20 protein-coding genes are annotated in these 23,270 nt (G+C 41.4%); 11 read left to right on the forward strand and 9 right to left on the reverse strand.

The window, feature by feature from the left end; translation table 11 throughout:
- Both N483_RS25525 and N483_RS25530 read right to left on the reverse strand, forming a co-directional pair.
- Positions 1–2,067: an LruC domain-containing protein gene (locus N483_RS25525; protein ID WP_023400375.1), complete on the reverse strand. Its 2,067-nt coding sequence runs from the start codon at positions 2,065–2,067 to the stop codon at positions 1–3.
- Between the two features lie 369 nt (positions 2,068–2,436).
- Positions 2,437–4,995 (reverse strand): serine protease, encoded by a 2,559-nt coding sequence (locus N483_RS25530; RefSeq protein WP_023400376.1) that lies wholly within the window; start codon positions 4,993–4,995, stop codon positions 2,437–2,439.
- A gap of 242 nt (positions 4,996–5,237) precedes the next feature.
- Here N483_RS25530 and N483_RS25535 point away from each other — a divergent pair, with 242 nt between their 5' ends.
- Positions 5,238–5,630 (forward strand): hypothetical protein, encoded by a 393-nt coding sequence (locus N483_RS25535; protein ID WP_023400377.1) that lies wholly within the window; start codon positions 5,238–5,240, stop codon positions 5,628–5,630.
- A gap of 52 nt (positions 5,631–5,682) precedes the next feature.
- Here N483_RS25535 and zigA read toward each other — a convergent pair whose 3' ends face one another.
- Positions 5,683–6,891: a zinc metallochaperone GTPase ZigA gene (zigA, locus tag N483_RS25540; RefSeq protein WP_023400378.1), complete on the reverse strand. Its 1,209-nt coding sequence runs from the start codon at positions 6,889–6,891 to the stop codon at positions 5,683–5,685.
- A gap of 48 nt (positions 6,892–6,939) precedes the next feature.
- Positions 6,940–7,350, reverse strand: coding sequence for a TraR/DksA family transcriptional regulator (locus N483_RS25545; RefSeq protein ID WP_023400379.1), 411 nt, complete (start codon positions 7,348–7,350; stop codon positions 6,940–6,942).
- 77 nt (positions 7,351–7,427) lie between these two features.
- On the opposite strand from N483_RS25545, the gene N483_RS25550 reads away from it, so the two are divergent.
- Positions 7,428–7,754 (forward strand): phage virion morphogenesis protein, encoded by a 327-nt coding sequence (locus tag N483_RS25550; protein WP_023400380.1) that lies wholly within the window; start codon positions 7,428–7,430, stop codon positions 7,752–7,754.
- 704 nt (positions 7,755–8,458) lie between these two features.
- Here the strand turns inward: N483_RS25550 and N483_RS25555 are convergent.
- Entirely contained in the window at positions 8,459–9,508 is a 1,050-nt protein-coding gene (locus N483_RS25555) for a hypothetical protein (protein ID WP_023400382.1), read from the reverse strand.
- 86 nt (positions 9,509–9,594) lie between these two features.
- Here N483_RS25555 and N483_RS27645 point away from each other — a divergent pair, with 86 nt between their 5' ends.
- The 3 genes from N483_RS27645 (at position 9,595) to N483_RS25565 (ending at position 12,621) form a co-directional block, all read left to right on the forward strand.
- On the forward strand, positions 9,595–9,720 hold the full coding sequence (locus N483_RS27645; RefSeq protein WP_269201491.1) for a hypothetical protein: 126 nt from the start codon (positions 9,595–9,597) through the stop codon (positions 9,718–9,720).
- Between the two features lie 88 nt (positions 9,721–9,808).
- Complete coding sequence (locus N483_RS25560; RefSeq protein WP_023400383.1) at positions 9,809–10,930, forward strand: NAD(P)/FAD-dependent oxidoreductase; 1,122 nt, start codon at positions 9,809–9,811, stop codon at positions 10,928–10,930.
- Positions 10,930–12,621 carry a nucleoside recognition domain-containing protein gene (locus tag N483_RS25565; protein ID WP_063383413.1) on the forward strand — a complete coding sequence of 564 codons (1,692 nt, stop codon included), beginning with the start codon at positions 10,930–10,932 and terminating at the stop codon, positions 12,619–12,621. Before N483_RS25560 ends, N483_RS25565 begins: the two co-directional genes overlap by 1 nt.
- A gap of 489 nt (positions 12,622–13,110) precedes the next feature.
- Here the strand turns inward: N483_RS25565 and N483_RS25570 are convergent, their stop codons facing one another.
- Positions 13,111–14,235, reverse strand: a complete 1,125-nt coding sequence (locus N483_RS25570; RefSeq protein ID WP_023400385.1) for an FAD-dependent oxidoreductase — start codon at positions 14,233–14,235, stop codon at positions 13,111–13,113.
- Positions 14,236–14,603: 368 nt separating this feature from the next.
- On the opposite strand from N483_RS25570, the gene N483_RS25575 reads away from it, so the two are divergent.
- The gene (locus N483_RS25575; protein WP_023400386.1) at positions 14,604–15,029 is read left to right on the forward strand and encodes a hypothetical protein; all 426 of its coding nucleotides are present in this window, start codon (positions 14,604–14,606) and stop codon (positions 15,027–15,029) included.
- A gap of 136 nt (positions 15,030–15,165) precedes the next feature.
- Here N483_RS25575 and N483_RS25580 read toward each other — a convergent pair whose 3' ends face one another.
- Both N483_RS25580 and N483_RS25585 read right to left on the reverse strand, forming a co-directional pair.
- Complete coding sequence (locus N483_RS25580; RefSeq protein WP_023400387.1) at positions 15,166–16,431, reverse strand: sensor histidine kinase; 1,266 nt, start codon at positions 16,429–16,431, stop codon at positions 15,166–15,168.
- Positions 16,428–17,126 carry a response regulator transcription factor gene (locus N483_RS25585; protein ID WP_023400388.1) on the reverse strand — a complete coding sequence of 233 codons (699 nt, stop codon included), beginning with the start codon at positions 17,124–17,126 and terminating at the stop codon, positions 16,428–16,430. The genes N483_RS25580 and N483_RS25585 overlap by 4 nt, the downstream gene beginning before the upstream one ends.
- 227 nt (positions 17,127–17,353) lie before the next feature.
- On the opposite strand from N483_RS25585, the gene N483_RS25590 reads away from it, so the two are divergent.
- Positions 17,354–18,997: a hypothetical protein gene (locus N483_RS25590; RefSeq protein ID WP_023400389.1), complete on the forward strand. Its 1,644-nt coding sequence runs from the start codon at positions 17,354–17,356 to the stop codon at positions 18,995–18,997.
- A gap of 80 nt (positions 18,998–19,077) precedes the next feature.
- On the opposite strand, the gene N483_RS25595 is transcribed toward N483_RS25590, so the two are convergent.
- Positions 19,078–19,398 carry a hypothetical protein gene (locus N483_RS25595; RefSeq protein ID WP_023400390.1) on the reverse strand — a complete coding sequence of 107 codons (321 nt, stop codon included), beginning with the start codon at positions 19,396–19,398 and terminating at the stop codon, positions 19,078–19,080.
- 457 nt (positions 19,399–19,855) lie between these two features.
- On the opposite strand from N483_RS25595, the gene N483_RS25600 reads away from it, so the two are divergent.
- The 4 genes from N483_RS25600 (at position 19,856) to N483_RS25610 (ending at position 23,110) form a co-directional block, all read left to right on the forward strand.
- Complete coding sequence (locus tag N483_RS25600) at positions 19,856–20,983, forward strand: DNA alkylation repair enzyme (RefSeq protein WP_023400391.1); 1,128 nt, start codon at positions 19,856–19,858, stop codon at positions 20,981–20,983.
- A gap of 439 nt (positions 20,984–21,422) precedes the next feature.
- Positions 21,423–21,581 (forward strand): hypothetical protein, encoded by a 159-nt coding sequence (locus N483_RS27170; RefSeq protein ID WP_023400392.1) that lies wholly within the window; start codon positions 21,423–21,425, stop codon positions 21,579–21,581.
- A 140-nt stretch (positions 21,582–21,721) separates the two neighbouring features.
- Entirely contained in the window at positions 21,722–22,600 is an 879-nt protein-coding gene (locus N483_RS25605) for a CPBP family intramembrane glutamic endopeptidase (RefSeq protein ID WP_023400393.1), read from the forward strand.
- 147 nt (positions 22,601–22,747) lie between these two features.
- On the forward strand, positions 22,748–23,110 hold the full coding sequence (locus tag N483_RS25610; protein ID WP_023400394.1) for a VOC family protein: 363 nt from the start codon (positions 22,748–22,750) through the stop codon (positions 23,108–23,110).
- Positions 23,111–23,270 lie beyond the last annotated feature (160 nt).

A 23,270-nucleotide genomic window follows, 5' to 3' on the forward strand; every position in this document is an offset into this window, starting at 1 on the left:
CTAGTTTTGAGCTGCGTTATTAATGGTGTACTGGTAATTAGCCACTGGGTTTTCAAACCAAGTCACGTTTTTTTCACCAGTAGAAGAGGCAAATTCGACAAACTCTGGGTATGCTATGGACATGTCGACTCTTTCTTTTGGGTGTTGCCAATCTGTGTTGATGATTAATGCCCAAGGCAAGCCACTGGCTGTTTGAAAATAACCATTGGTTGTTGATGTATCATCACCTTGATCTAAGTAGCTGTTGTCAAATGCTTCTGTTGGGCTTTGATTCTTTAAATGCACCTCCCATCCGCGACCATTATTTGAGTCAACATAGGGGCCGTGATAGTGACCGTTTACCGCAAATATAAAGGGGTCTAGCTTGTCTACAGTTGCAATACTTGCGTTGTAACTAGTAGCGAGCGGCAGCGTTAATTCGAACGGAATGGGTGAGCGTTGGATGTCGCTGCAACCTTCTTCTGTTCTAAAGAATTTACATCCTTCTTGAGTTGGCACCATGTCTCTTGTGTTTGTAAAAATGACTGCGATAGCTTCATTGCGGTTCGCTTCAAGTGGACTATGTTGTGCAGCAGAACCATCAATTGTCAGTTGTAACCCAGCCTCATTTACATGGCTACGAGCGATATCTTTGAAGCGGATTGCAAATGCATTGTGGTATCCTGCGCCGACGGCCATAAGTGCACCTTCTACTTTGTATTGAACAACCTGATTACCAACTTGACCTGTAGTCGTTCTATATCTGACAACAACATCATTGAAATCGTAGTCACCAGTTTGAGGCCATAGGTCTTCAAATGCTGCTGTTTGCCACGCGGTAGATGATTCAATCAAGCTGCTCGCTACTACGCTGACGGCAATATCTTCTACTTCACCATTGCCGACCCCACCAGTTGGCGCAATGTCACTGTTGTTTGATACTCTAAACCGTGCCCAAGTGTTGCCCTCAACAGCATCAACCGGGACCGGTACTAACACGCGGTTTTCACCGGTCACACCTGAAAACCCGCTGATAATTCTTTCAGATGATTGGAATTGACCATCTTGGTTCCAGTCTATCCACGCATTGACAAAGCCGTTAGTTGACAGAGTGAATGAAATCAGTGCGTCATACCCAGTTTCAATACTTGTAACAAAGCTTACGCCATTGTCGTCATCTTGCGCTTTTGGTAAATGTTCTGCACTAACACTGTCACCAAAATAGAGGTCACCTACGCTGTGGCGAGCACCGTTTTCGTTCAATGATGTGCCGTAGCTGTCAGGCGCATCTCCATAATCCATCGTGGGGTCTTCTCCTTCGTCAATGATAGGTGCAGTTGCACAGCGTGCACCATCATTGGTATTTGAGATTGGACCATAAGCAAATAACTGTGTATTTGATGGATCTTCAATGTTTACTCGGTAAATGTGACCGTCTTGATTACGACTAATGTAGAAGTTGTTCTCAACATCAAAGTACACAGCACCAAAAGTGCCTGACTGTCCGACGTTACCAAGGGAGGTGCTAGCGCCTGTAGTGACATTGATACGGTGTAAATTGCCCGCACTGTCCACACTGTATGCAAGGCCTGCTTCTCCGTTTGGTGCAAATGCCATATCAAAGATGTTTAAGTTGAGCGCACTGCCATTGATCACGCGTGTGGCTTGCAGGTAGTCGCCGCTGTTTTCGTCCAAAGATACACGGTATAAGCCATATGAACCTCCCTTTTTATATACATAGTAGGCATTTTCATGGATAGCGACGTCACCGACATAAAAATTGGTATCAGGGAACCCAGTTGTGGTAACTGCTTCTAAATTGTAGTCTTTCCCGACTCGACCTACATCTTTGCGACTATAGTCCCACCCGTATAAGTATCTGTCATGAAGACTAAAGCCAAAGCCGTTCAACTTGTTATTAGTTCCTACATTTTGGGCAAATTCATTGTAAGCCCCTGAAACTAAATTGACGCCATACATAGAGGCTGTACTGCCTTGCACTAAGAACGCTTTAGACGGGCACGTATCGAAAGGGGTTGCACTGACACCTGCCGACAGCAAACATAAGCTGAGTAATCTGTATTTCATGTCTCTCTCCAACATATAAATTAGCTACGTTTGAGTTTGCAATTGAGATGCCAAATTTAAGTTGTTGAATTTGCTTGTATTTTTTTTGTTTTTTTAAAATGAAATTGCAATTTGCGATGCCATTTAAAAATTTAGAATATCATTTTGATAAAAAGGGAATGCACCAAAAAAAACGGTTAAGTTGTTAAAAATAATACAAAATATTTGAGTTAACGGTTTGGTGACTTTTTCTAAAAAGGGAGGTGGTTTACTTAAACTAGCCTTGCCTGCTTAAGCCGGGTAGGAGTTGAAAAAATAGTGCGGTGATAAGGTAAAAAAGCCTTCATCGTGAACAGAAGGCTTTTATTATTTATCTCGAGTTTAGAGAGCTTATTTTACCATCAAGCGTCTGAACCCTACTAAAGAGAGAATGAACAAGCTGATAATGCCAAAAGAACCACTTGAACCGTTATCTTTTTCAACTGCTTGAGTCGTGTCATTAGCCTTAGCTGCAGGCGCTTTTACTGTGATGCTCATATTCTGCGAGTGAGTAAGACCAAATGAGTCCGTCACCGTGAATGTAAATTCAAGCGTTTCGTCTTGAGTCACAGCTGGTGCTTTAAACGTGAGTTGCGCTTCGTCTTCCGGTAGGTCTACTGCTGTACCTGAGTTTTGCACCCAACTATAAACCATGCCGTCACCATCAGGATCTTCTGCCGTGGCAATAATGGTAACCTCATCGCCCACCGAAACACTTTGAGTTTCACTTGTTACAGTGGCTACAGGGGCATTATTTTTGCTGATGTTTACTTTAAGCAAGTCAGTGGTGCTTGCCCCAAAGCTATCAGTTGCAGTTAACTGGTAGATGATTGTCAAATCTTGAAGCGCTTTGTCAGCTTTCATAGCCACACTGGCTTTGTCGCCAACCACTTCATTTTGCGCTGACAATTTAACCCAAGAATAAGTGATTGCATCCCCCTCAGGATCTGTCGATGGTGATGCATCCAATGTAAATTCTACTTCGCTTCTTACGTTGATTTCGTCTTGTGCAAACATAATCACTGGGGCTTTATTCGCGGTGATGTAGACTGTGACCTGTGCACTGGTCGCTGCACCATACTCGTCAGTGACAGTTACCTGATATGTTTTAGTTTCATCAAGGGCTACTTTTTCTGCAGTGATGGCGAGCATGGCCTCTTCACCTAGCACAGTTTCCGAATCAGCCAAGTCGACCCACTGATATGAGATTTGATCTTGATCTGCATCTACAGACTGGCTTGCATCGAGTACAAATTCATGTTCACTTCGTACATTAATTTCAGTTTGTGTGAGCACAACTTGCGGATCTGCGTTTAAAAAGTTTGTAGAGATATTCTTTAAGATAACATTATCGGTACCTGCAGAAACGGAACCATCTTTTGAATACTTAAATATAATACGGTTGAGACCCTCATCTAAATTCACTGTTAAACTCTCGAATGTGCTCGGATCACCACTAATATTAACTAGCTCTTTACCGTTATGATGCACAGTTAGAAAGTCGAAATTTTGCTCACTGGAGATGAGATAATCAAAATTAAACTCGTTAATGCGAGAGTCGTTAACTTCTGCTTCTGCGACTAAATAAGTCGTTTGCGTGCCTGATGTGATTTCTGGGTTTTCGTTTTGATCTGAAATGTCACCACTGACCAATACATGTTCGCCAGCGTTAGTGATATCTGTTTTCCATGTCGCATCGCCACCAGTAGACCATTGAATAATTGTGGAGGTAGACATGTGCTCAGCTATATTGTTGTCAGTCTGAGCGACTTTATAAAAGCTAAAGTTTTCAGTGAATACACTGTCTGTTGGTGCTGTTATCGTTACATCGATATCGTAATTACCATACTTGACCTCATCAAGTGTAAGAATAGAAAAGGTACATTCTTGACTAGGTTGTAGTGTTGAATTTGAACAGTTATGGCCAATCACGAGATTGTCTGAGTGATTTTGTAATCTAAAATCAGAAATGCTGATAGCGTAGTCTAGGGTATTCTTAAATGTCCCGTCTATTTGTGCCGAAGGTTGGTCTGGAATAATAGCGATGGTGCTGTCTGTATTAAATCCAAAGTCAGTTAATTTAGTTTGAGTCCAAAACTCTAAAGATGCGACATCGGCGTAAACACCAGGTTTATTTGGTAGTGCACAACCTTCACCCCAGCTAACAACTCCGACTTGGACCCACTCGTCATTTCGCTGCACTATAAGAGGCCCGCCACTGTCACCTTGACAAGAGTCTTTACCACCATCTTCTAACCCAGCACACATCATGGTATCTGATATATCACCATTGTAATGGTTGCTATCATTACAAATTTCGTTAGACACGTAGGGAACGTCAACTTCACGTAACTTAGAGGGGCTTTCACCGCCAGAGCTAAGTCGGCCCCAGCCCATGACTTTTAAATTTTCACCGGAGGAGATGCTCGCTCTTACTTGTGCATCTGCTAGCTTAATTGGTGCTATGTTTTCAACTGGTCGGTCTAGCTCCAAAACGGCAATATCATTATTGTATTGGTAAGAATGATTGTATTGCTCATGCATCACAATCTTGGTGACTTGATATGTTTGCCATTGTGATGCTTCAGAAAGATCATGACCTTCAAATTTTACAGTAAATTCATTGGCTTGCCAGTGTTCTACACAGTGACTAGCAGTCAGTACTTTATTGTCGCCTATAAAGGATAAACCACACCAATGTGTACCATTAAGGTTTAGGCTCCCCATAAAGGGATATGAAAAAGGAGCAGCCTCCTCTCCACCGACAATGCGAGGTTCCATATGGTTCATCAACTGAGACGTACTCTGAGTCGAAACCTGTTTTAAAGGGGAGATTTTATCAATGGCATAGCCTGCAATTGGTGCTGCCGCCGTGGCAAGAAGAATAACTCCCTGTATTTTACCGAGCATAACTTTTCCTTTAAATTGTAATGTGTTGAATTTCATGGGTAATTTACACTTGTGTGTGCTTTGTTAAGTCGTTGTTGAATTATGTTTATTGCTTATTCTACAATCTAATATGTTCCATTTAAAGATACAATTGCTAAATCCGCATCAATTTTTATGACAAATATATAAAACTAGATTATGTTAGGCACAGTATAAATTGTATTAAATGCCAGTTAGGTTAAATAAGACCTCAAGGAGAAAGAATGAAATTTGAACAATTATTGAGCCACTTTGATACCGGTATCTGCATTGATCAGCTGCAAAAGGAGTCCTTATTGGACTTGGCTTTACTATTTATCGGTGTTGACGGCAAAATTGATGAAAGCGAAAAGCGTGTTGTATATGAATGGGCCAATCAATTGCAGTGGAATTCAACAATCGCACTAGAAGATTATTTGGAAGACAGCCTAAGTAAATCCATTTTGGCAGTACAACAAAATGACATAGAGTCATTTATTCAGCATCGAATGCGTCATATTGTGGATGCGCCTATGAGAAAGTTTGTAAAAGAACTTGTAATCAAAGTGATTGAAGCCGATGGGAATGTGGATCAAGCAGAGCAACGCGCGCTGGCTATTTTAGAAGCTGAACTATAACTCGGCATTTTAAAAAGGCAGGGCAGTTAAACTGAACCTGCCTTTAATAACACTAATTATTTACCCATTGCGGGAAAGGATCAGGCAATGTGGTCCATAACTGCATTCCAAGCGCCATTTCTTCTTCAGAGAGTAAGCAGTTGTCCAGCATCTCAATGATTGCTTGTTTATCAAGCTTTTGACCAATAAATACAAGCTCTTGGCGCATATCTCCAAAAGGTTCTTCCCACATCGCTTGTATTGCGTCGAGATAGTCAGGATCTGTCGGCCATTGCTCTTGTGGTACCGCTTTCCAAAATAGGCCCGCCATGCCGTATTGGGCCATGCCTCCAGCTTGATTCCAGCTGCCAGCATATTGAGGACGCGAGGCTAACCAAAAAAAGCCTTTTGAACGTATGAGTTTACCTTCTTTGTCTATATTATGCAGAAACTCATAAAACCTCTGTGGATGAAAAGGTATTCTGGCGGTGTACGTAAAGCTGCTGATCCCAAACTCTTCGGTTTCCGGCACGTGCTCGCCGCGAAGCTCTTTTAGCCAGCCTGGCGCTAGCTGCGCTTTTTCAAAGCTAAATTTTCCAGTTGCGAGAATTTGTTCTAGGGGAACTTGACCATTGAGCGCTGGAATTTGCTTGGCTTCAGTATTGAGGGTACTTAAGATACTTTGCAAGCGGCGCAGCTCGGTAGGAGAGACCAAATCGGTTTTGCTAATGACAATCACATCTGCAAACTCTATTTGATCTACCAATAAATCAGCGACATTACGGAGGTCATCCTCCCCTAAGTTTTCGCCAACTTCTTGCAATGATCTGGCTTGATCGTAGTCATTTAAGAAATTGAGTGCATCTACCACAGTGACCATGGTATCTAAAGTTGCGATGTGAGAGAGGCTTTGTCCTTGCTCGTCCATAAATGTGAAAGTTTCAGCGACTGGCAGAGGTTCTGAAATTCCCGTCGACTCAATGACTAGATAGTCATATTTACCATCTTTAGCAAGCTGGTTTATCTCTTCGAGTAAGTCTTCTCTCAGTGTACAACAAATACAACCATTACTCATTTCGACTAACTTTTCTTCAGCACGATTAAAGCCAATTTCATTTTTAACGGTTGCGGCGTCGATATTGATCTCACTCATATCGTTTACAATAACGGCAATTTTTAACCCATCTCGATTATTGAGTATGTGGTTAAGTAGTGTTGTTTTACCCGCTCCAAGAAAACCGGAAAGCACTGTAACAGGTAATTTTGACGGTGTATGTGGCATAACTTGCTACCCTCTTAGTTGCTGTGACAAGAGGCCCGTAGCGTTTAGCTACGAGCGGATCATATGTTCCTTCATTTCTTGGCAGGCTTTGACATCAATACAATACTCTGCCGTTGGCCTTGCCATTAGTCTCTGAATACCAATCGGCTCGCCTGTTTCAAGGCAATATCCATAGGTACCTAATCGAATTCGCTCAAGAGAAAGTTGAATTTTGGGCAGGAGCTTTTGCTCTCGCTCGACAATACGCATGAGTAGTTCACAATGTTCCTCCCACGATGCGCGATCATTAAAGTCGGGCAGATCAGGCGGGTTAAGCATTTCTTCTTTAGCCTCTTTGATCCTTTCTCGGGTCGTGTCATGTAGCTCAATGAGCTTGTCTTTGAAAAAAGCGAGTTGCTCTTGGTTCATATACTCTGATTCTGCTGCTTGAATCATTTTTTCTTCTGTAGATAAGGTCATAACCAATTAGCCATTATTTTGAGTTAATTGTTATGTTATAACATAAATTAAGGTTTTAACCATGAGATTTGCAATGGATGCCTATTCTAAAGGTGTTCATTGATGATCGGCAGTTATCAACACAGCTCAATCAAATGGTCTCTGAACTCTCAAACCCAAAAGCGCTCCACCAAGACATTAGCGAATACCTTCAGCTATCAACAGCAGAGCGATGGGATAAAGAGCAAGCGCCCGACGGTTTAAGTTGGGAGGGGTTAAAAGAGTCGACCAAGGAGCGAAAGACTAAAAACAAAAACTCGATTCTTCGAGAGTATGATTTCCTTCGAGATACGTTGGCTTACTTTGCCAATGATGGTGGCGTTGAGTTTGGTTCTAACCGCGTTCAAGTTGCGCTCATGCAATGAGGTGTCCCTGATGATATGGCATCAGGTCCGGCGGCTGCGCCTAGTCGTCAGTTTTTAGGACTGAGCAACGAGGGTCAAGACGAAATTATGCAGTTAACAGAAGATTTTATGATGGGCGCTGTGCGCCTCTGAGAGGCGCAAAGGCGATGGCATGATTGAGGTCAGGTTAAGAGCGTTAACCCCGTTTTGAAACGTTTTCGTAAGTGCTAGTGTAGATACGACAACCTAAAAATTAGAAGGACGCCGCTATGTTAGAAAATTTACACCAAATTACCCAAGAACTTACATCGAAGCTGAGAAACAGATGATCATCAGTAAGTCCCCCTCATTTACATGCGAGTTAGCAGTAAACGGAGGCAACGTGAACATAATTCTGAGCTGGTTGCTCACTTCGCGGACTTTACCGACCTACTAATCCAAATAGAAGTAAATGCTCCGCGCAACTACTTTAAGTTGAAAATTAATCGGCAAGTAAATCCGTTTGATAGAGCTTCCATTATTTGAATGACATTCGGGGTGTTAACTCTGTTTTGAAAAGTTTCTATAGTGGGTTTATCAAATCAACCTACTGGACCGATTGGTACTGCAATTCGCAAAGTCACTGACATTGAGAATGATGACAGCGATGTAAGCCCTAGCGTGTAGGTGGTTCCTGATGACTTTTTTAAATCCAGTGTAGATGGTCAAACAAAAGTTGTTAAACACTATAAAAAGAAAAAACCGTATACTAATACACTTCCTAGGGTTGCCACAGAAAACCCAAAAGGCAAAACGAAATAAGGTATATAAATCTCTTTCCAATCCATTTTTAATGAAAATTTGCCCAAAAAGTCAACCATACCAGCAATGTAGCCTTCATATTCCTTAATCATTAATTCAAATGTATCTCGTCTAATTTTTTGCTCTCGATTAAGAGACTTTTCAACAGCACTCAAAGTTTCTAATAATTGCATACCTATGTCGGTTGCCTTATAGACTCCTTCATAACCTTGCATAAATTTCCCATCTAACAAATTGTAATTTTTATTGATCCAGGCTGAATCCCTTTTAAGTCGATCTTTCAAACTTCGCAATGTGCTGTCGATGGACATCATGTGCTGCGCTGGTCTAACGTTTGGTGCACTAAAATCAATTTTTTCCAAACTTGAGCGAGTTGATTCAATAAAATCAATGCTGTGTTGTAACTGACGCATATACTTGTCATGTTCTTGATAGAAATTTTCTGGGTGTAAAGTTTCTTGAAAGTCATTCCTATTGGGCAAAAATTTATTTAGGGTAGCGATTCTAGACTGTAGGTCAGACATTTCTTCTTGTTTCATAAGTGCATTTTCATATTTTGAAAAGTCAATTGGCCCTATATTTTTAGTATCTTCACTTAACCGGATTGGAATCTTATTCTCAGGAATAAATTCAAAAATCTTTACTAACTGAGTAGCTGTTTGTTCTCCATGGGCAACTCTAAATTTCCAAGCTGTTAGGGACTCACTTAAGGTCAGGTAGTACATATATACCTGATACATAACAGGGAAACTCATCACCACGGCAAGTTCAAAACTATTCATATCAGGGTTTACTCTAACCCCAAAAACTGAAGAAACGCTCGTATTTTTATATGTTAAGTACATTAAGAACAAAACTACAGATGTGAAAATCATGAGCTGCAACTTATGTTTTCGACATTCTTCATTTATGGGGTGCTCGCTAGACTCAAACAAATAAATGTTAGCGATGCTCTTTTGGTTTTTTCCTTCCATTACAGAACCTTTTTTAATCCAGTTTAAAATACATTTTTTAGCTTAGACTAGAAACTGACACTATTGAAAAACACATGGTGTCAGCGATGAATAACCCCACGAGAAACCGCAAGCAGCAAACAGGACGCACTCGCCCTATGGACGGGGCTTTGTTGGCAGTTTTATCAAATCAGCCAACTGGGCCATTTGGCATTAAAAGGATTACCTTATAAATACGATGAATTCTCATTACCATTTGTGTATCATTGTTTTGTTATATTATATCAATTATTGATTGTTAAGAATGCAGGTGGATCTTAAATGATAGAAACGCAAGTTGTGATTGTTGGCGCAGGACCCGCAGGTCTTGGCTGTGCGGCGTTATTAAAACAAATGGGGATTGAAGACAAAGATTTAATCGTCCTTGAGCGCGGTGAAATAGGGGAGAGCTTTTTAAGATGGCCCGAAAGCATGCGCTTTATCACCCCTTCATTTCCAAGTAATGGCTATCATCAAACGGATTTAAATGCGATTACACCTGATACCTCTCCCGCATTTAATGCAGGGAAAGAACATTTGAATGGGAAAGAATATGCGGCCTATTTGAAGATGGTTGTAAAGCACTATCAAATTGACGTCGAAACTCATACAGAGCTGAATAAAGTGACTTCTTTAGGCCCCAGTGACGGTTTTGAGTTGCAAACACATAATTCACATATTCGATGCCAGTATTTAATTTGGGCTGGTGGAGAGTTTCAATCTCCTAATACTCAAAGCTTCACTGGTGCTGACTTATGCATTCACAATACGCATATTCGTAGCTGGGAAGCCCTTGAAAAAGGCCATTATGTTGTGATTGGCGGATACGAAAGTGGCGTTGATGCAACTTTCAATCTCGCCAAATTGGGGCATAAAGTCACGTTGTTAGAATGTAGTCACGATAGCGAACAGACTTATGACCCTAGCAAAGTACTATCACCTTACACCGCAGAGCGTATGTCATGCATAGCAAAGAATACTGACATTGATTTTAACGGGGAGTTTGAAGTAAGTGCCGTCTACAAAGAAGGAGACGCTTTTGTGGTGCAGTCGACAGACGGCGAGGAAATTCGCACTCCATTTCCACCAATCAACTGTACTGGGTTTGAGATCGATTTAGGGCCCGTTAGTGAGTTTTTTGTCTATCAAGATAACGGTTATCCATGGGTGAGTGCTTTTGATGAATCGACGAAGCTCAGAAACTTGTTTTTGGCTGGACCAAGGTTATTTCATGACCCAACACTGTTGTGCTTTATATATAAGTTTAGAGGCCGGTTTGCTGCACCTTGTAGTGTTATTGGCTCGGAGTTAGAGCTAGATATGTCCATCTTAAAGCATTATCGACAGGCTGGTATGTTGTTAGAAGATTTGAGTTGCTGTCAGCAGCAGGAGTGTTTCTGCTAATGGAGCAATTCATTGATGTACAGACCTTTTACCCTGAGAAAAAAAGAAAAAACAATTGGCTACTAATAGGAAAGGAAAGCGTTGGTAAAACCGCGTTAACAGAAAACCTCGTAGGAAAAAAGTCAAATAGGAGCAATTTTCAGGGCAGCTCTTTGTTTTGCCAAGAGTACAGCTGGAATGGTCAAACGATTACCGACACACCAGGTATCCAGACCAAGATGGACAGCGTAGTGACCTCTCAAGTGCTCAGTCGTTTAAAGGTCAGTGAGCATATTATTTTGACCGTTAAAGCGTCTGATTTGGCCAGTGATCTATCTGATCTCTGGCATTTGGTGCAAGGACAAAGTGGGATAGTGATATTAACTCACTGGGACATGGTAAAGCATAGAGCTGACGTGCAACAAGAGCTGGTAAAGCTCAGGAAAAGTACTGAACTTGCTTGGATCACCGTTGACAACCGACATATTTCATCTCAACAACTTCAAGAAATCGAGCATGCACTGGGCAATCCATCTCGGTTTCCAAAACATCCACCTAAACTGTTGGCGAGCTGGTCAGTCAAACCAAAAATATTGTTCTTTGAACAAACAGGGTTGGCGCCGCTTATATCTTTTCTGATATTGGTGTTACCCGCTTGGTTTGCAGTGACAAACGCGAATGCATTTGCCGATTGGCTGTACCCAACGATTGAGCAGCCAGTTAATTTAATTAAAAACAAGCTGTCACTGTTACCTGAGCCGTTAAATCAAATGATGATTGGGGATTATGGTCTAGTCGCAATGTTGCCATTTTTAATCTTGTATGCGCTGCCAACCGTGGTGATTTTTTCCATTATTATTTCACTATATAAAACGACTGGGCTTATAGACAGGCTGTCTTATCGACTCGACCCAGTGATGCATAAAATTGGTTTAAGTGGTCGCGACTTGGTGCGAGTAATTATGGGATTTGGGTGCAATGTGCCTGCGATTATCCAAACCCGCAATTGCTCTTGTTGTACACGAGGCAGTTGCGTATCAGCAATCTCTTTTGGCTCTGCTTGCTCTTATCAATTGCCTGCTACTGTGGCGGTGTTTTCTGCGGCAGGTAAACCTTATCTAACCTTGCCTTATTTAATTATTTTGGCTGTGACGACTTGTATTTACTTAATTGTCACCACGTCATCAGCACAGAGAAAAGCAGCAGCATCTCAAAACTTGTTAAATCGAGGTTTTTTACAACCACCAAATTGGCGTTTTGCCATGAACGAAATGAGTGACGTTATCCGCTCCTTTTTTACCACTGCATTTCCTTTGTTCATTGTTATTTGCCTTGTGGCAGGTTTTTTGGCTTGGCTTGGTGTTTTCGAGTTTCTCACAGTGTTAATTGCCCCTTTTATGAGTGCGATAAATCTACCTGAAGGTGCAGCTATTGCGGTGATCCTCGGTGCAATTAGAAAAGATGGATTGGCCATTGGTTTGATTGATAGTGGCGCTCAAGGTGTAAAGTTGGCTGAAGTAACCGATCTTCAATTGTTGTGTACCGTTTATTTAGCGGGCGTGATGTTACCTTGTTTGGTATCGCTTCTGACCATCATTCGCGAAATGCGATGGCAATTTGCAACGCAAATGGTGATACGTCAAATATCTTGGGCGATTATATTTACCATGTCTATATCTTGGGGATTTGCTTGGGTTATGTATTGGCTGTAAACAGGCCAGAGAGAAGTATTGAACAGCTCATCTGAGCTGAGAAGTTGGGGCAAGTTGTCTTGCAATACTTGGTTGTTGTTTGGTAATTCAGTGAACCAATAGGAGCGAGGGCATATTTCCTTTTTATGTGCATATTTCGCAATATAGTTGTCAGCTGGCTTTAGGTGGGTGGAATATAGTATTTCAGTTTTAATGTGTGAAATTTCAATAAGAAGGGTGCAATTAAGCGGTTTTTCTCTGTAAATTTTATCACTGATTGGTTGTGGAAGAGGGGGAGCGCTGTTCAAATTAGTACGTCATTTCTTTGTCATTGCCTAAGTCACTTGGGCGTGTTTATGTGAGTTTGGTGCAGCCAAAACAGCAGCTAATTGATGCCGGGCAGCGAGCCGCCTTTATATTGAAGTAGGGAACTGTGTGCGGGCCTTGTGCCATTGCAATCAAGGCCCGATCTTAGAATAAAAATGAAACTTAAAGGGGTTTTGGCCTCGCTTACAAATGTAGTTTAGTTGCAAGATTTGCGTGACCTGTGACTAAATCTCTCGTGAGTTTTTCATCTGGTGTTATGCCATAAGCATGTTTGACCGCTGTACCTCCTAGCACAATGGAGCCCTTGCGCGGGAACATATAAAGGTAACCTTCAGAGGTGGGTACAACATAGGAGTAGTTTATTTCGGGCTGTGGCAATAGGTGCGTCATTTGGCCTTGTATAGGATACATGCTGGTATCATCGAATAGTTTGCTTGCCCCCAATCCAGTGCAATTTACAATCACTTTTTCTTTGAGCGCCAAGACTTCATCTCGGTTATTGAATGTTGTCTGTTTTAACTGCGCACCTGCAAGTTGTGCGTCTTGCAATAATGCTGGCAGGTATAGCATAGGGTCTATCAGTAGCGCTTTCATATAGCTTTGAAATGTGTAACCAAATAAGTTGTCTTCAGTGCTTGTCGCAAGCTCTGGGTACAAATCATTACCCCCTGGCAACGGTCTTTTAAAGTGCCGAATCTCTGGCAAAAGTAAATGGTAATTGTGCCAATAGACACCATACTTAGGCCGATTGATATAGGTGAGAAAACGCGAAAATGCTCCGCGGATAATGTGTTTGTCTTGTGCTAAAAACTTATCAGATACTATCTCTCTATCGAAGTAGCTACTTGGTAGCCAAACAGCGGCAGCAATATCTGAGGTAGTATTAGGTGGAAAATCCTCAGCGTAAATTGTGACACTAAATCCTTGTTGTGCGAGTAGCAATGCTGTTGTGATCCCCATAACCCCAGAACCGATCACGGCAATGTCTCGGGATAAGGGTTTACTTGCAAGCTGGGCTGCCACGATAGAAGTACCCCAAGATAAACTAATCCCACCGCCGCCATGACCATAGTTGTGCACTACGGTTTTATTACCAAGTCGTTCAGCCTCCAATCGATAACCCTGTGGTCTAAATGGACGCAGGCCGACAATAGAGTAGGTCACTCTTTGCATCGAAGCTTTAACCGGATGATAATGGCGATAGCGGCTTTGTTTTGATTGGATCACGTTGGGGACAGCCGAGCAGGAAGCTAGGCCAAGTGCGCCAATTCCATACCCTGCACCAATTAAAAGTTCTCGTCTATTCATTGCAGAACACCTCCTTTTGCATTGTTATATTATAACGTTGTACCTAAAAAGATAAAAAAGTAAAGCGTAATACGACACACGGCTCTTTCGACCATACCTTGTGTTTGCGCCAGTAATCATCAAATGGCTCATAATAGTTAAAGTAAATATGCTAATTTTTACATTCGTTTACGGTGAAACTCTGGCAAAAATAAGTGGTATTGCTTTGAATTTATTAAGCATATATGGAAACATTTGATAATTTTGTTGTTTACGTATTTTCAGGTTATTGCGCCTTGAGCTCCTATTTTGTTAGCTTCATAGGTGTGTAGTGGTGATTGGTACAACTCAATCGTTACAGTGAACGTTGGCATTAAAGTGGGTGAGGTATGTTAAACGAGGAAGTAAAAATTGATACACCAGGGTGGTTTAAAGCGCTACATCTCGCTGTCATGTGTATATTTTCGATTGTAATCGCAAGCTTTACATATATTGGGATCTATACAGGCTTTGAATTAACCTTATTGATTGTTGCAAAGGCGATTTTTTATTCTTATTTAGTGTTTACCGTGTTTATGAACATACGGTGTTTAAAATACTATGGGGTCCATTTTGTCATCAAAAATAATAGAGTTTACTATCATAAGAGCGGCGCAATAACAAAGTATGAGCTTCATGAACTAGAGTTCGAAGAGTATGCGTTATCAGGTATATATAAAATTCAGACCAAAAATGGCGATGTGCTAGCCATTATGCATAGTTGGCTGCCAGGCGGGCAAATATTGGTGTCTAATTTAGGTCGCTGTGTTGGCTAGATTTACAAGCAATAAGACTGTAAACCAAATGCCATCATCCGAATCCTGTTTTCTGATAAGTTATTAATCACAGCGTGTTTAAGTTGTACCTCAATGAATTTAAACTCGCCTCTAAATGCGTATTTTTGTGAAGTGCTTAATATGCAGTGTTATTAAGCTCCGTTGAGTTTGCTTGAAGTGGCTGGAATTCAATCATAGCTTTATACGTTTCAGCTCGTTTATCACCCTGATAGCGCCACTGATGTTGCTCACATATACGTTGAATGATAACGCTCCCTAGCCCAAAGCTAGCAGACTGTCTGCTATCTTGGTGAGTATTAATTGGGTTGATTATACTTAGATTACTGTCGTTTGCCTCAAAGGTGATTTGGCCGTGGCAACCATGCTGTATCGCATTTCTCAGCAAGTTTGTCATGACAATTTCGGCGGGGATCTTGTCTACCATTGGTAGCGCAGTGAAATCACCGTTTTGAGAAATCACTTGACCCTGACTCGCTGCACGCTCTGAAAAGTTGGCAATAACCGCCGACAGCACGTCAGACAAACAAACAGGCTCGCACGCAATACTTCGTTGCTCTCGAGACAAACTGAGCAGCATTTCAATGATATCGCTCATACTTCCTGTGGCGCGTTCAATTCGCTTTAGGGGCTTTTGCCACTTGCTGTCAGTGACTTCTTGCATCTGTAGCAAAGATAAAGCCCCCTTAATGACTGTCACCGGAGTTCGTAACTCGTGGCTAGCAAAGCCAGTAAATTCGCGCTCACGACGAATAAAATTTTCAATGCGTTGGCTGTACTCTACAAGTGTTTTTACCAATAACCCGAGTTCATTGTCTTGGGGATAATGATACGAAATGGGTTGCTGCGGGTTGGATTGACGGGCATTAATTTGATCGATAAGCAAGTACATAGGCGCCAGTGCCCGTTTTAAAATGACATGGAAAAAGAATAAAAACACCAGCAATAAAATTAAAAAGCCGACGAGGATGAGCTGCATCATCATTTGCTCGGTTTCTTCTGACAGTTCAACCTCATTGACATCAGATAAAAAAACCAAAAACTGTTGAGGGGAGTGATTAATAATCGCGTAATGGTAGTCCAATTCATTGGGGTGATTCAATTCGTGGACACCTGCTGTCCAGTTATTTATGTATTGGCTAAAATTATTGGGAAGATCTGAAATGGACGGGTAGACACTGATATGAGGTGGTAAATAGGGCACAGCGCCTTGCTCCTTTGATGCTAAATAATGAGCGATGGTTATTTGTAACTGTTTTTCAAAAATATGATCTTCAATTTTTTTTGATGCTGCAAACACGAGTAATACACTCACCAATGATAGCAATACAAAACTCACTGAATATGCCAGCTTGATCCGTTGACTGAGACTAAAATGTGTCATTCTTGTTCCTTATTTGACGCTCGCTCAAGCCGATACCCTTGACCATGTTTACCTATGATAGATACTTCATGACTACATTTACTCAGAGATTTTCGTAAGTTGTAGATGTGACTGCGGAGAATATCCCGCTGTGGTTGTAGGTCGCCCCATAATGCAAACTCGATCTCACTTTTGGCGACTAGCTCAGGATGCGCTTTGGTGAGTAACCACATAATCTTAAAAGTGCTTGGGTTTAAATTAAGCGGGACATTGTCGATATCGGCTGATTGCGTCTTTTCATTGAGCGCGATGCCATTTACGACGATATGGTGCTGATACTGCTTTTGATTCTTTCGGACCTGTGCTTGAATTCGCGCATATAACTCAGGCATGTCAAAGGGTTTAACTATGTAGTCGTCAGCACCTGAGTTGAATCCGAGCAGCTTGTCGTCTAGGGTATCTTTAGCGGTCAGCATCAAAATAGGAATATCGCCACAGGGTAGAGTACGAATACGCTGAGTGGCTTGTAACCCATCGAGTTTTGGCATCATAACATCCATGATGAGCACATCAAATACCTCTGACTCCATAAGCGATACAGCCATTTTCCCGTCATATGCATAGTCTACGTGGTGGCCGCTTAACTCGAGAAAGTCACCAATATTTTCGGCGATATCTAAATGGTCTTCGGCGATCAGTATTCTCAATTTGGTCATATATCCTCAGCAGTATTATTACAGGCTACGGTCGCTGCGCTTCCTTATGCTGCTTAGTATACGCACTAAAATGTCAATAAAGTGTCGTCAGATCCCGAAAGTATTATTTGACCCTTCTCGCGCATTTAAGTGCTGTTTTTTTAAATAAAAAATATGTTTGCTCTATCGACACTTTATTGACATTCACCCCTTTACATTGGTGGCAATTTTAACAAGGAGCCAATGTAATGAAATTTTCTAAATCAATCACTGCAATATCGATTGCACTACTGCTTAGCGCTTGTGGTAGCGACAATGATCTTCAACAAAAGCTAAAGGGGACTATTCCAAAGAACACAGATATAGTGTCGCCGGTAGTGCAGCCCCAGCTTCGAGAACTCAGGCTTGAAGTGCCCGAACAGGATGAAATCATGGTTGAAGATTTTCCTATCGCGCAATATGTGACTTATCCAGATGACCAACAAAATATAGATTCGATATCCAGTATTGATGTAAATTGGCCCAAGATTAATGTGCATCAAGCTGGCAAAGAGTATGGCTATATAGATGTTGATGCGTCTGAATTGTTTTACTATGCAAGCCCTTTGAATAGCAGCATTGCTAATGCGGCCACAGATCTTGAGAGACACGATGATTTAGTGTGGTTTGTAACAGGCAGCAGTACACTTCACCGGCTAAATTTAACGGACAATACCAGCCACCACTGGCTGTTGATAGACAGTGATGAGTTCACCGAAGTTGCTATAGATGAATCAAACCCAAATTACATTTGGATGTATGATCAAACTCAACATGCACTCACCTATTTTAACGCGTCAACTGATGTAGCGACCAAATTTATGCTACTTGGCGAGTTCACAATTGCTGGATTGGCTTTGGCCGACGATCAGCTGATAGTGCTCGCCCATGACCACGGTGACTATATGGTAATGGCTTATCAAGCACAAGGTGCTGAAGTTGAGCATATTGCTTCATGGCATCTGGCTGGTTTTGAAGGGAAAGAATTTAATGACATAGCGCTTGCGCCAGATGGTCGTGTTGTCTTAAGTACACCAGATGTGGAAAATAATATTTATCTTGTAGCTGATAAATCTGAATTAATTGGAGATGGTCCCATCGAGGATACCGCTATCCTAGAAGTTGTGCAGAGATATGAGTTAGATGAAGCGATTGCTCAGCCTTCCGGGATTTGGCCAAACCAAGATCAGTCGTGGACTTTGATCACAGATCAAGCTGAAGTTTTCCACCTAGATAGGGATTTTAAGTTGTTGGAGCGGCATGAGATCGATTTTAACAGTGTGAATTGCAATCAAGGTTGTACAGAGGCAATAGTAGGGGCTGATAACGTATTTTTTGCATTAGCTGATGGCGGCTTAGTTGGTCAATTTAATCGAGTCGGGGAGCGCTATGTTTTGCACCAAGAGTTTCAGATTGAGGTGACAGACGAACAAGGTGCGCTCTATAGTTACTCGGGTTTGGGACATGATGCGACGTCCGGTGACTTTTACGTAGTGCCAGATCAGAACGGCGAAGAGCAGGCTGATATATTGATTGTTTTAGATGGCGAGTTTAACGTAAAAGCCAAGTACCCGATCACTTATTCGGGAGACACACAGGGCAGCATTTACCAGTTTGATGCGCAAGGGGTACACTTCAATAACGGATTTGTTTATGTTGTCTCTGAGCAATTTACCAAGGTATTGAAGTTAAACCTTGAAGGCGAAATTGTAGCGGTGATTGACCTCGATGAAGAGGATGTGATGGAGCCCAGTGATATCGCAATTCGTGATGGGCACGTCTATATTGTAGGTGACCACGAAAACGGCGATCCAGTGCCACCAATTACTGCATTCAAAGTAGAAGAGGAATAAGCAATTAATAGGTGATGCCAGCTATTCAGGTGCTGGCATCATAGTGATAAGAAGTAAAAGATAGAGTGCACAGGGTTGGCTTAAGACGGCACTGTAGTTGGTATCGAAAAAGGTCGAATATCTTGATTAGAAAAGTGTACTCTGTAGCATGGGTGTGTGCTCCATAAACCATCTGTTTTTCTTGTTTCATAATCGACACTGAAAGCGACTATTTTGCTCTCAGGTGCGTCTAGTTCAGCAGTTGTGCCACAGTAACGGACATAAATATCTCTCAGAGCCTCGAAAAATTTACCACTGGTAATAGGTCTGTCGGGCAAGCGTTTTTTATTTTGATTGGTATGCAGCTGTGAAGGTTGTTCTGCTGTGTAGTGCGCTGTACTGTCTTGCTTGGATTTACCCATGCGAATATCCCTTCCAAATATTGGTGTTACATTTATTTTACATTGTGAGTGGTTTAAGATTCAAGGTATTTTAGCGAAATGTAACCCGGTTTTGATCTTAAGCAGTTCAGCGAAAAAGTCGAAGTGATGGCTTTTTCGCTCTTAGGTGCAAGTTGCTTATATGTAATTGCAAAACGTAGTGTGATGAAAAAACGAAAAGGAAATTCAACTCCATTATACATCTAGATTAATAGCGAGATATTAATGACAATAAAAATCGTCATGCCTAAAAAGGAATAACTGATAATGGGTTAATGCTTTTGATAGACCAATTGTATTTATTATTTATTTGTTGGTTTTTATCTTTTATAAATTTCATATTTGAGAGTGCGTCGAATAGGTATTTTTTTGAGATTGGATAACATGTTATGTTTAGCCTATAAATGAGCCGATTTTCACAGCTGAGTATTAAACCGAGATGCCAGAACCATTTAAAAATGTATTTGATCGAGAACTTGTTCGTCTTATGGCGTTTCATTTTCGCCGTGTATTCCCTGATTTTAAGTCTGAAAACTTCATTTATGACATTGAAAGAGATTTAGATAAGCTAGAGTTCAAGCAGCGCAGTCAATGCATTTGCGAGGCGATGCAGGTATATCTTCCAGAAGAGTTTGAAGCCTCAGCGAAGATCATTGAGCGATCTTTAGGAGATCAAATTGAAGGGGAGTGGAGTCTGGCAGCTTGCAATGAGAATGGAATTTCTGGTTGGGCAATCATCCCCATGAGTGATTATGTAGCCACAAAAGGTAAAGGCCATTTTGAGCTTTCGATGCACTTACTTAAAGAACTGACTAAGCGAAATACCTCAGAATTCGCCATACGGCATTTTTTAATTGCTGAGCCTGAGCGCACCTTGGAAGTGATGAAAACCTGGGCTGTTGACTCGGATATCAATGTACGGCGGCTGGCAAGCGAAGGTTGTAGGCCGAGATTACCTTGGGGCTTGCAATTAAAGCAGTATATTGTAGATCCTGAACCTGTGATTGAGTTATTGGAAATATTGAAAGACGATCCCAGCGAATATGTTAGGCGATCTGTAGCAAACAATCTGAATGATATTGCTAAAGATCATCAAGATAGAGTGTCTGACATCGCCTTAGCGTGGCTTCAAAATGCCAGCGCGGAGCGAAAGGCATTGGTCAAACATGCCTGTCGAACCTTAATTAAAAAAGGTCATATGAAGACGTTAAATGCGTTTGGATATGGCGATGTGAAACTGCAATCGGTAGCGTTAAATACTTCATCACCTGTGCTTAATTTTGGCGCTCATATCGAACTGACTGCTCAGATCCTAAGTAATAGTACGGCGATGCAATCCTTGATAGTAGATTATATTGTGCATCATCAAAAAGCCAATGGCACGACGTCTCCTAAAGTATTCAAGTGGAAGTCAATTCAGCTTCATCCAGGTGAGTCGATACAGCTTACAAAGAAGCATGCTGTCAAGGCGATTACAACTCGCACCTACTACCCAGGTATACACAAGGTTGAACTGCAAATTAATGGTAAAGTTGTTGCAAATACTCAGTTTGATCTGGTGATGTAAACAGGGATCTTTGATTCACGTTTTTTAGTTAAAAACGTTTCCAACAAGAGCGCTCCAATACGCGGTTAGCAATTTGCATAATATAACTTTTAAACAAGATGCTAATTTGTGTCGTGGGGGGCTAAAGCAAGACAATAGCGAAGAGATCATAACGCTGAGTAATTACTCATCTCCTAAGTTTTTGCATCTTATGCTTGTTGCTTGCAATTATGAGTACAAAAGTGAGATTGTTGTCTAGCGCTGTCATTTTTCTGTATTATGATAAATTTTCAATATAATAAATAACTTATAAAACAAACATGTAAAGCTTCTGGCATGTATTGTGAACTTTTTTAGCTTGCATTGTGTATGTTTTTTGAACACAGTCATGCAGGCAAGCGCAGCAATAGGCCGTGCTTGTTTATTTGATAAAAGTTGAAAATTAACAACAGGAATTATTATGAAGCTCAACAAAGTAAGTTTAAAAAAACTAAGCAGCAATAAAAATTTGAATAACATGCAAACACGCCAAATCGGTGGTGGCGCTTCGGCTTACAGCAAAGACTTTGGTGCATGTCATACCGCACCTGTGTTTTGTCCCACTAAAATTATTTGCTAATAAGATCTAGCCCAGCTTAGTTGGGCTAGAACCATATTAAAAATTTATATAATTCATAGGATTAATTAACGTACAATATCGCTCAACTAACCATTTTTATGCGCTTGTGTGTCAATAGCACAAGTTAAGTAGCGTTTGAGATGAATTCACCTTTTGAGCTGTTTGGACTAACCCTTACCCTAAGCACTGTTATTTCCTTCTTTCCAGCATTATTGGCCCTTTTAGCGCTCACTTTTTTGATGCGCCGTACCGCTATTGGTTTAGCTAGTGTGTCAGTCTTACTTGGCTACTACTTTGAAGTGATTAATATGATTGCGGCCTTTGGTATCACCAGCTTATTTTTAATGAGCTACGGGTTTAATCATTTCAAGCACAAAGCGATCAAATGGTTGCTAGGGATAGGTATTTTCGTTTTTTCAATTCTGTTTTTTATTCATGCATTTCCAGGGTTCAACAACCCGTTAGTGATTGAGTCGTACATGGTCAGTAACAATGCTGTGCCTTTTTCAAAGTATTTGAACTTTGACAAGCTAATGGTTGCTATCGCTTTGTTGGCGCTGGTGGTGCCTCGCGGCAGAACGTCAATGGGCAAAGACAGTGGTAAGGTGTTTGTTTTGAGCTCTTTGGCAATCGTGTCTGGGTTAGCTGGTGGCGTATTGTCAGGGTTGGTAGAGTGGGAGCCTAAATTAAGTCCAATTTTAGTGGGGTGGATAATCACAAATTTGTTTGTAACATGCTACGCAGAGGAAGCTTTTTTTCGAGGATTTATACAAACGCAGATGAAAAATACATTCAAACATCATCACCTTGGTGACAAGCTAACGGTCTTTTGCTCTGGTGTGCTGTTTGGCGTTGTGCATTTTCCTGGTGGCCTTGCCTATACTTTAATTGCAACGATACTGGGCATTGGTTGTGCGTATGGTTACCAAAAGACCAATAACATATTAGTGCCCATATATATCCACTTTGTATTTAATCTGCTGCACTTTTGCTTATTTACTTACCCGTTTTTAGCCTGAGGTACAGTGGGTTAGACATGCTCAGTTTGTCTAAGGTGCAGCGTAGTTTTCTCGTCTTACTGCAACTTCAAGGCTCCTGACATTGGGTGTCAGTGCGCTGATCTATCATTCCCGCCTAATTGATTAAGTCGTAAAAGGAATCTAGGGATGAAAATGAACTACTTCGTAGTCGGTACAAATGATATGGCAGCCGCGATGGGCTTTTATAATGCGCTATTTGAACAGACACCTTTTAAACAAACAATTACAAATAACAGAATGACCTTTTGGCAAGGCGATGATCCTGATTCGGCTTTTGCAGTCGCCACACCTTTTGATGGCGAGGTTGCAACAAATGGCAATGGCACTATGTTGGGTTTTAATGTCGACTCTGCTGCAGAGGTGACACGGCTTTATAATAAAGCAATAGAGCTAGGTGGTACTTGTGAAGGTGAGCCAAGACAGCGAGGCCCTAAGTTTTCAGCTTACGTTAGAGACTTGGATAACAACAAATTGGTTTTTGGAGATTAGGTCCGTGGACAGTAAAGGTGTCTACAGCGAAAAGTAAATCTGTGCATGTCAGCTCAACGTGAATTAGCAGCAGATATTTCTTATCGTTATTTAAAGAACGCACTTTGACATCGTTAAAGAAGAATAGGCTATACCAGCGATAAAGCTTTGGTATAGCCTA

It is taken from the genome of Pseudoalteromonas luteoviolacea NCIMB 1944, assembly GCF_001625565.1.
Lineage (GTDB): Bacteria > Pseudomonadota > Gammaproteobacteria > Enterobacterales > Alteromonadaceae > Pseudoalteromonas > Pseudoalteromonas luteoviolacea_F.

Excerpts from the sequence above, each read along its gene's own strand:
- zigA (WP_023400378.1), bottom strand. The coding sequence starts at position 6,891 with ATGCCACATACACCGTCAAAATTACCTGTTACAGTGCTTTCCGGTTTT.
- N483_RS25585 (WP_023400388.1), bottom strand. The coding sequence starts at position 17,126 with ATGACCAAATTGAGAATACTGATCGCCGAAGACCATTTAGATATCGCC.
- N483_RS25555 (WP_023400382.1), bottom strand. The coding sequence starts at position 9,508 with ATGGAAGGAAAAAACCAAAAGAGCATCGCTAACATTTATTTGTTTGAG.
- N483_RS25610 (WP_023400394.1), top strand. The coding sequence starts at position 22,748 with ATGAAAATGAACTACTTCGTAGTCGGTACAAATGATATGGCAGCCGCG.
- N483_RS25570 (WP_023400385.1), bottom strand. The coding sequence starts at position 14,235 with ATGAATAGACGAGAACTTTTAATTGGTGCAGGGTATGGAATTGGCGCA.
- N483_RS25575 (WP_023400386.1), top strand. The coding sequence starts at position 14,604 with ATGTTAAACGAGGAAGTAAAAATTGATACACCAGGGTGGTTTAAAGCG.
- N483_RS25590 (WP_023400389.1), top strand. The coding sequence starts at position 17,354 with ATGAAATTTTCTAAATCAATCACTGCAATATCGATTGCACTACTGCTT.
- N483_RS25595 (WP_023400390.1), bottom strand. The coding sequence starts at position 19,398 with ATGGGTAAATCCAAGCAAGACAGTACAGCGCACTACACAGCAGAACAA.
- N483_RS27170 (WP_023400392.1), top strand. The coding sequence starts at position 21,423 with ATGAAGCTCAACAAAGTAAGTTTAAAAAAACTAAGCAGCAATAAAAAT.
- N483_RS27645 (WP_269201491.1), top strand. The coding sequence starts at position 9,595 with ATGAATAACCCCACGAGAAACCGCAAGCAGCAAACAGGACGCACTCGC.
- N483_RS25600 (WP_023400391.1), top strand. The coding sequence starts at position 19,856 with ATGCCAGAACCATTTAAAAATGTATTTGATCGAGAACTTGTTCGTCTT.
- N483_RS25545 (WP_023400379.1), bottom strand. The coding sequence starts at position 7,350 with ATGACCTTATCTACAGAAGAAAAAATGATTCAAGCAGCAGAATCAGAG.
- N483_RS25580 (WP_023400387.1), bottom strand. The coding sequence starts at position 16,431 with ATGACACATTTTAGTCTCAGTCAACGGATCAAGCTGGCATATTCAGTG.
- N483_RS25535 (WP_023400377.1), top strand. The coding sequence starts at position 5,238 with ATGAAATTTGAACAATTATTGAGCCACTTTGATACCGGTATCTGCATT.
- N483_RS25530 (WP_023400376.1), bottom strand. The coding sequence starts at position 4,995 with ATGCTCGGTAAAATACAGGGAGTTATTCTTCTTGCCACGGCGGCAGCA.
- N483_RS25550 (WP_023400380.1), top strand. The coding sequence starts at position 7,428 with ATGCCTATTCTAAAGGTGTTCATTGATGATCGGCAGTTATCAACACAG.
- N483_RS25565 (WP_063383413.1), top strand. The coding sequence starts at position 10,930 with ATGGAGCAATTCATTGATGTACAGACCTTTTACCCTGAGAAAAAAAGA.
- N483_RS25560 (WP_023400383.1), top strand. The coding sequence starts at position 9,809 with ATGATAGAAACGCAAGTTGTGATTGTTGGCGCAGGACCCGCAGGTCTT.
- N483_RS25605 (WP_023400393.1), top strand. The coding sequence starts at position 21,722 with ATGAATTCACCTTTTGAGCTGTTTGGACTAACCCTTACCCTAAGCACT.
- N483_RS25525 (WP_023400375.1), bottom strand. The coding sequence starts at position 2,067 with ATGAAATACAGATTACTCAGCTTATGTTTGCTGTCGGCAGGTGTCAGT.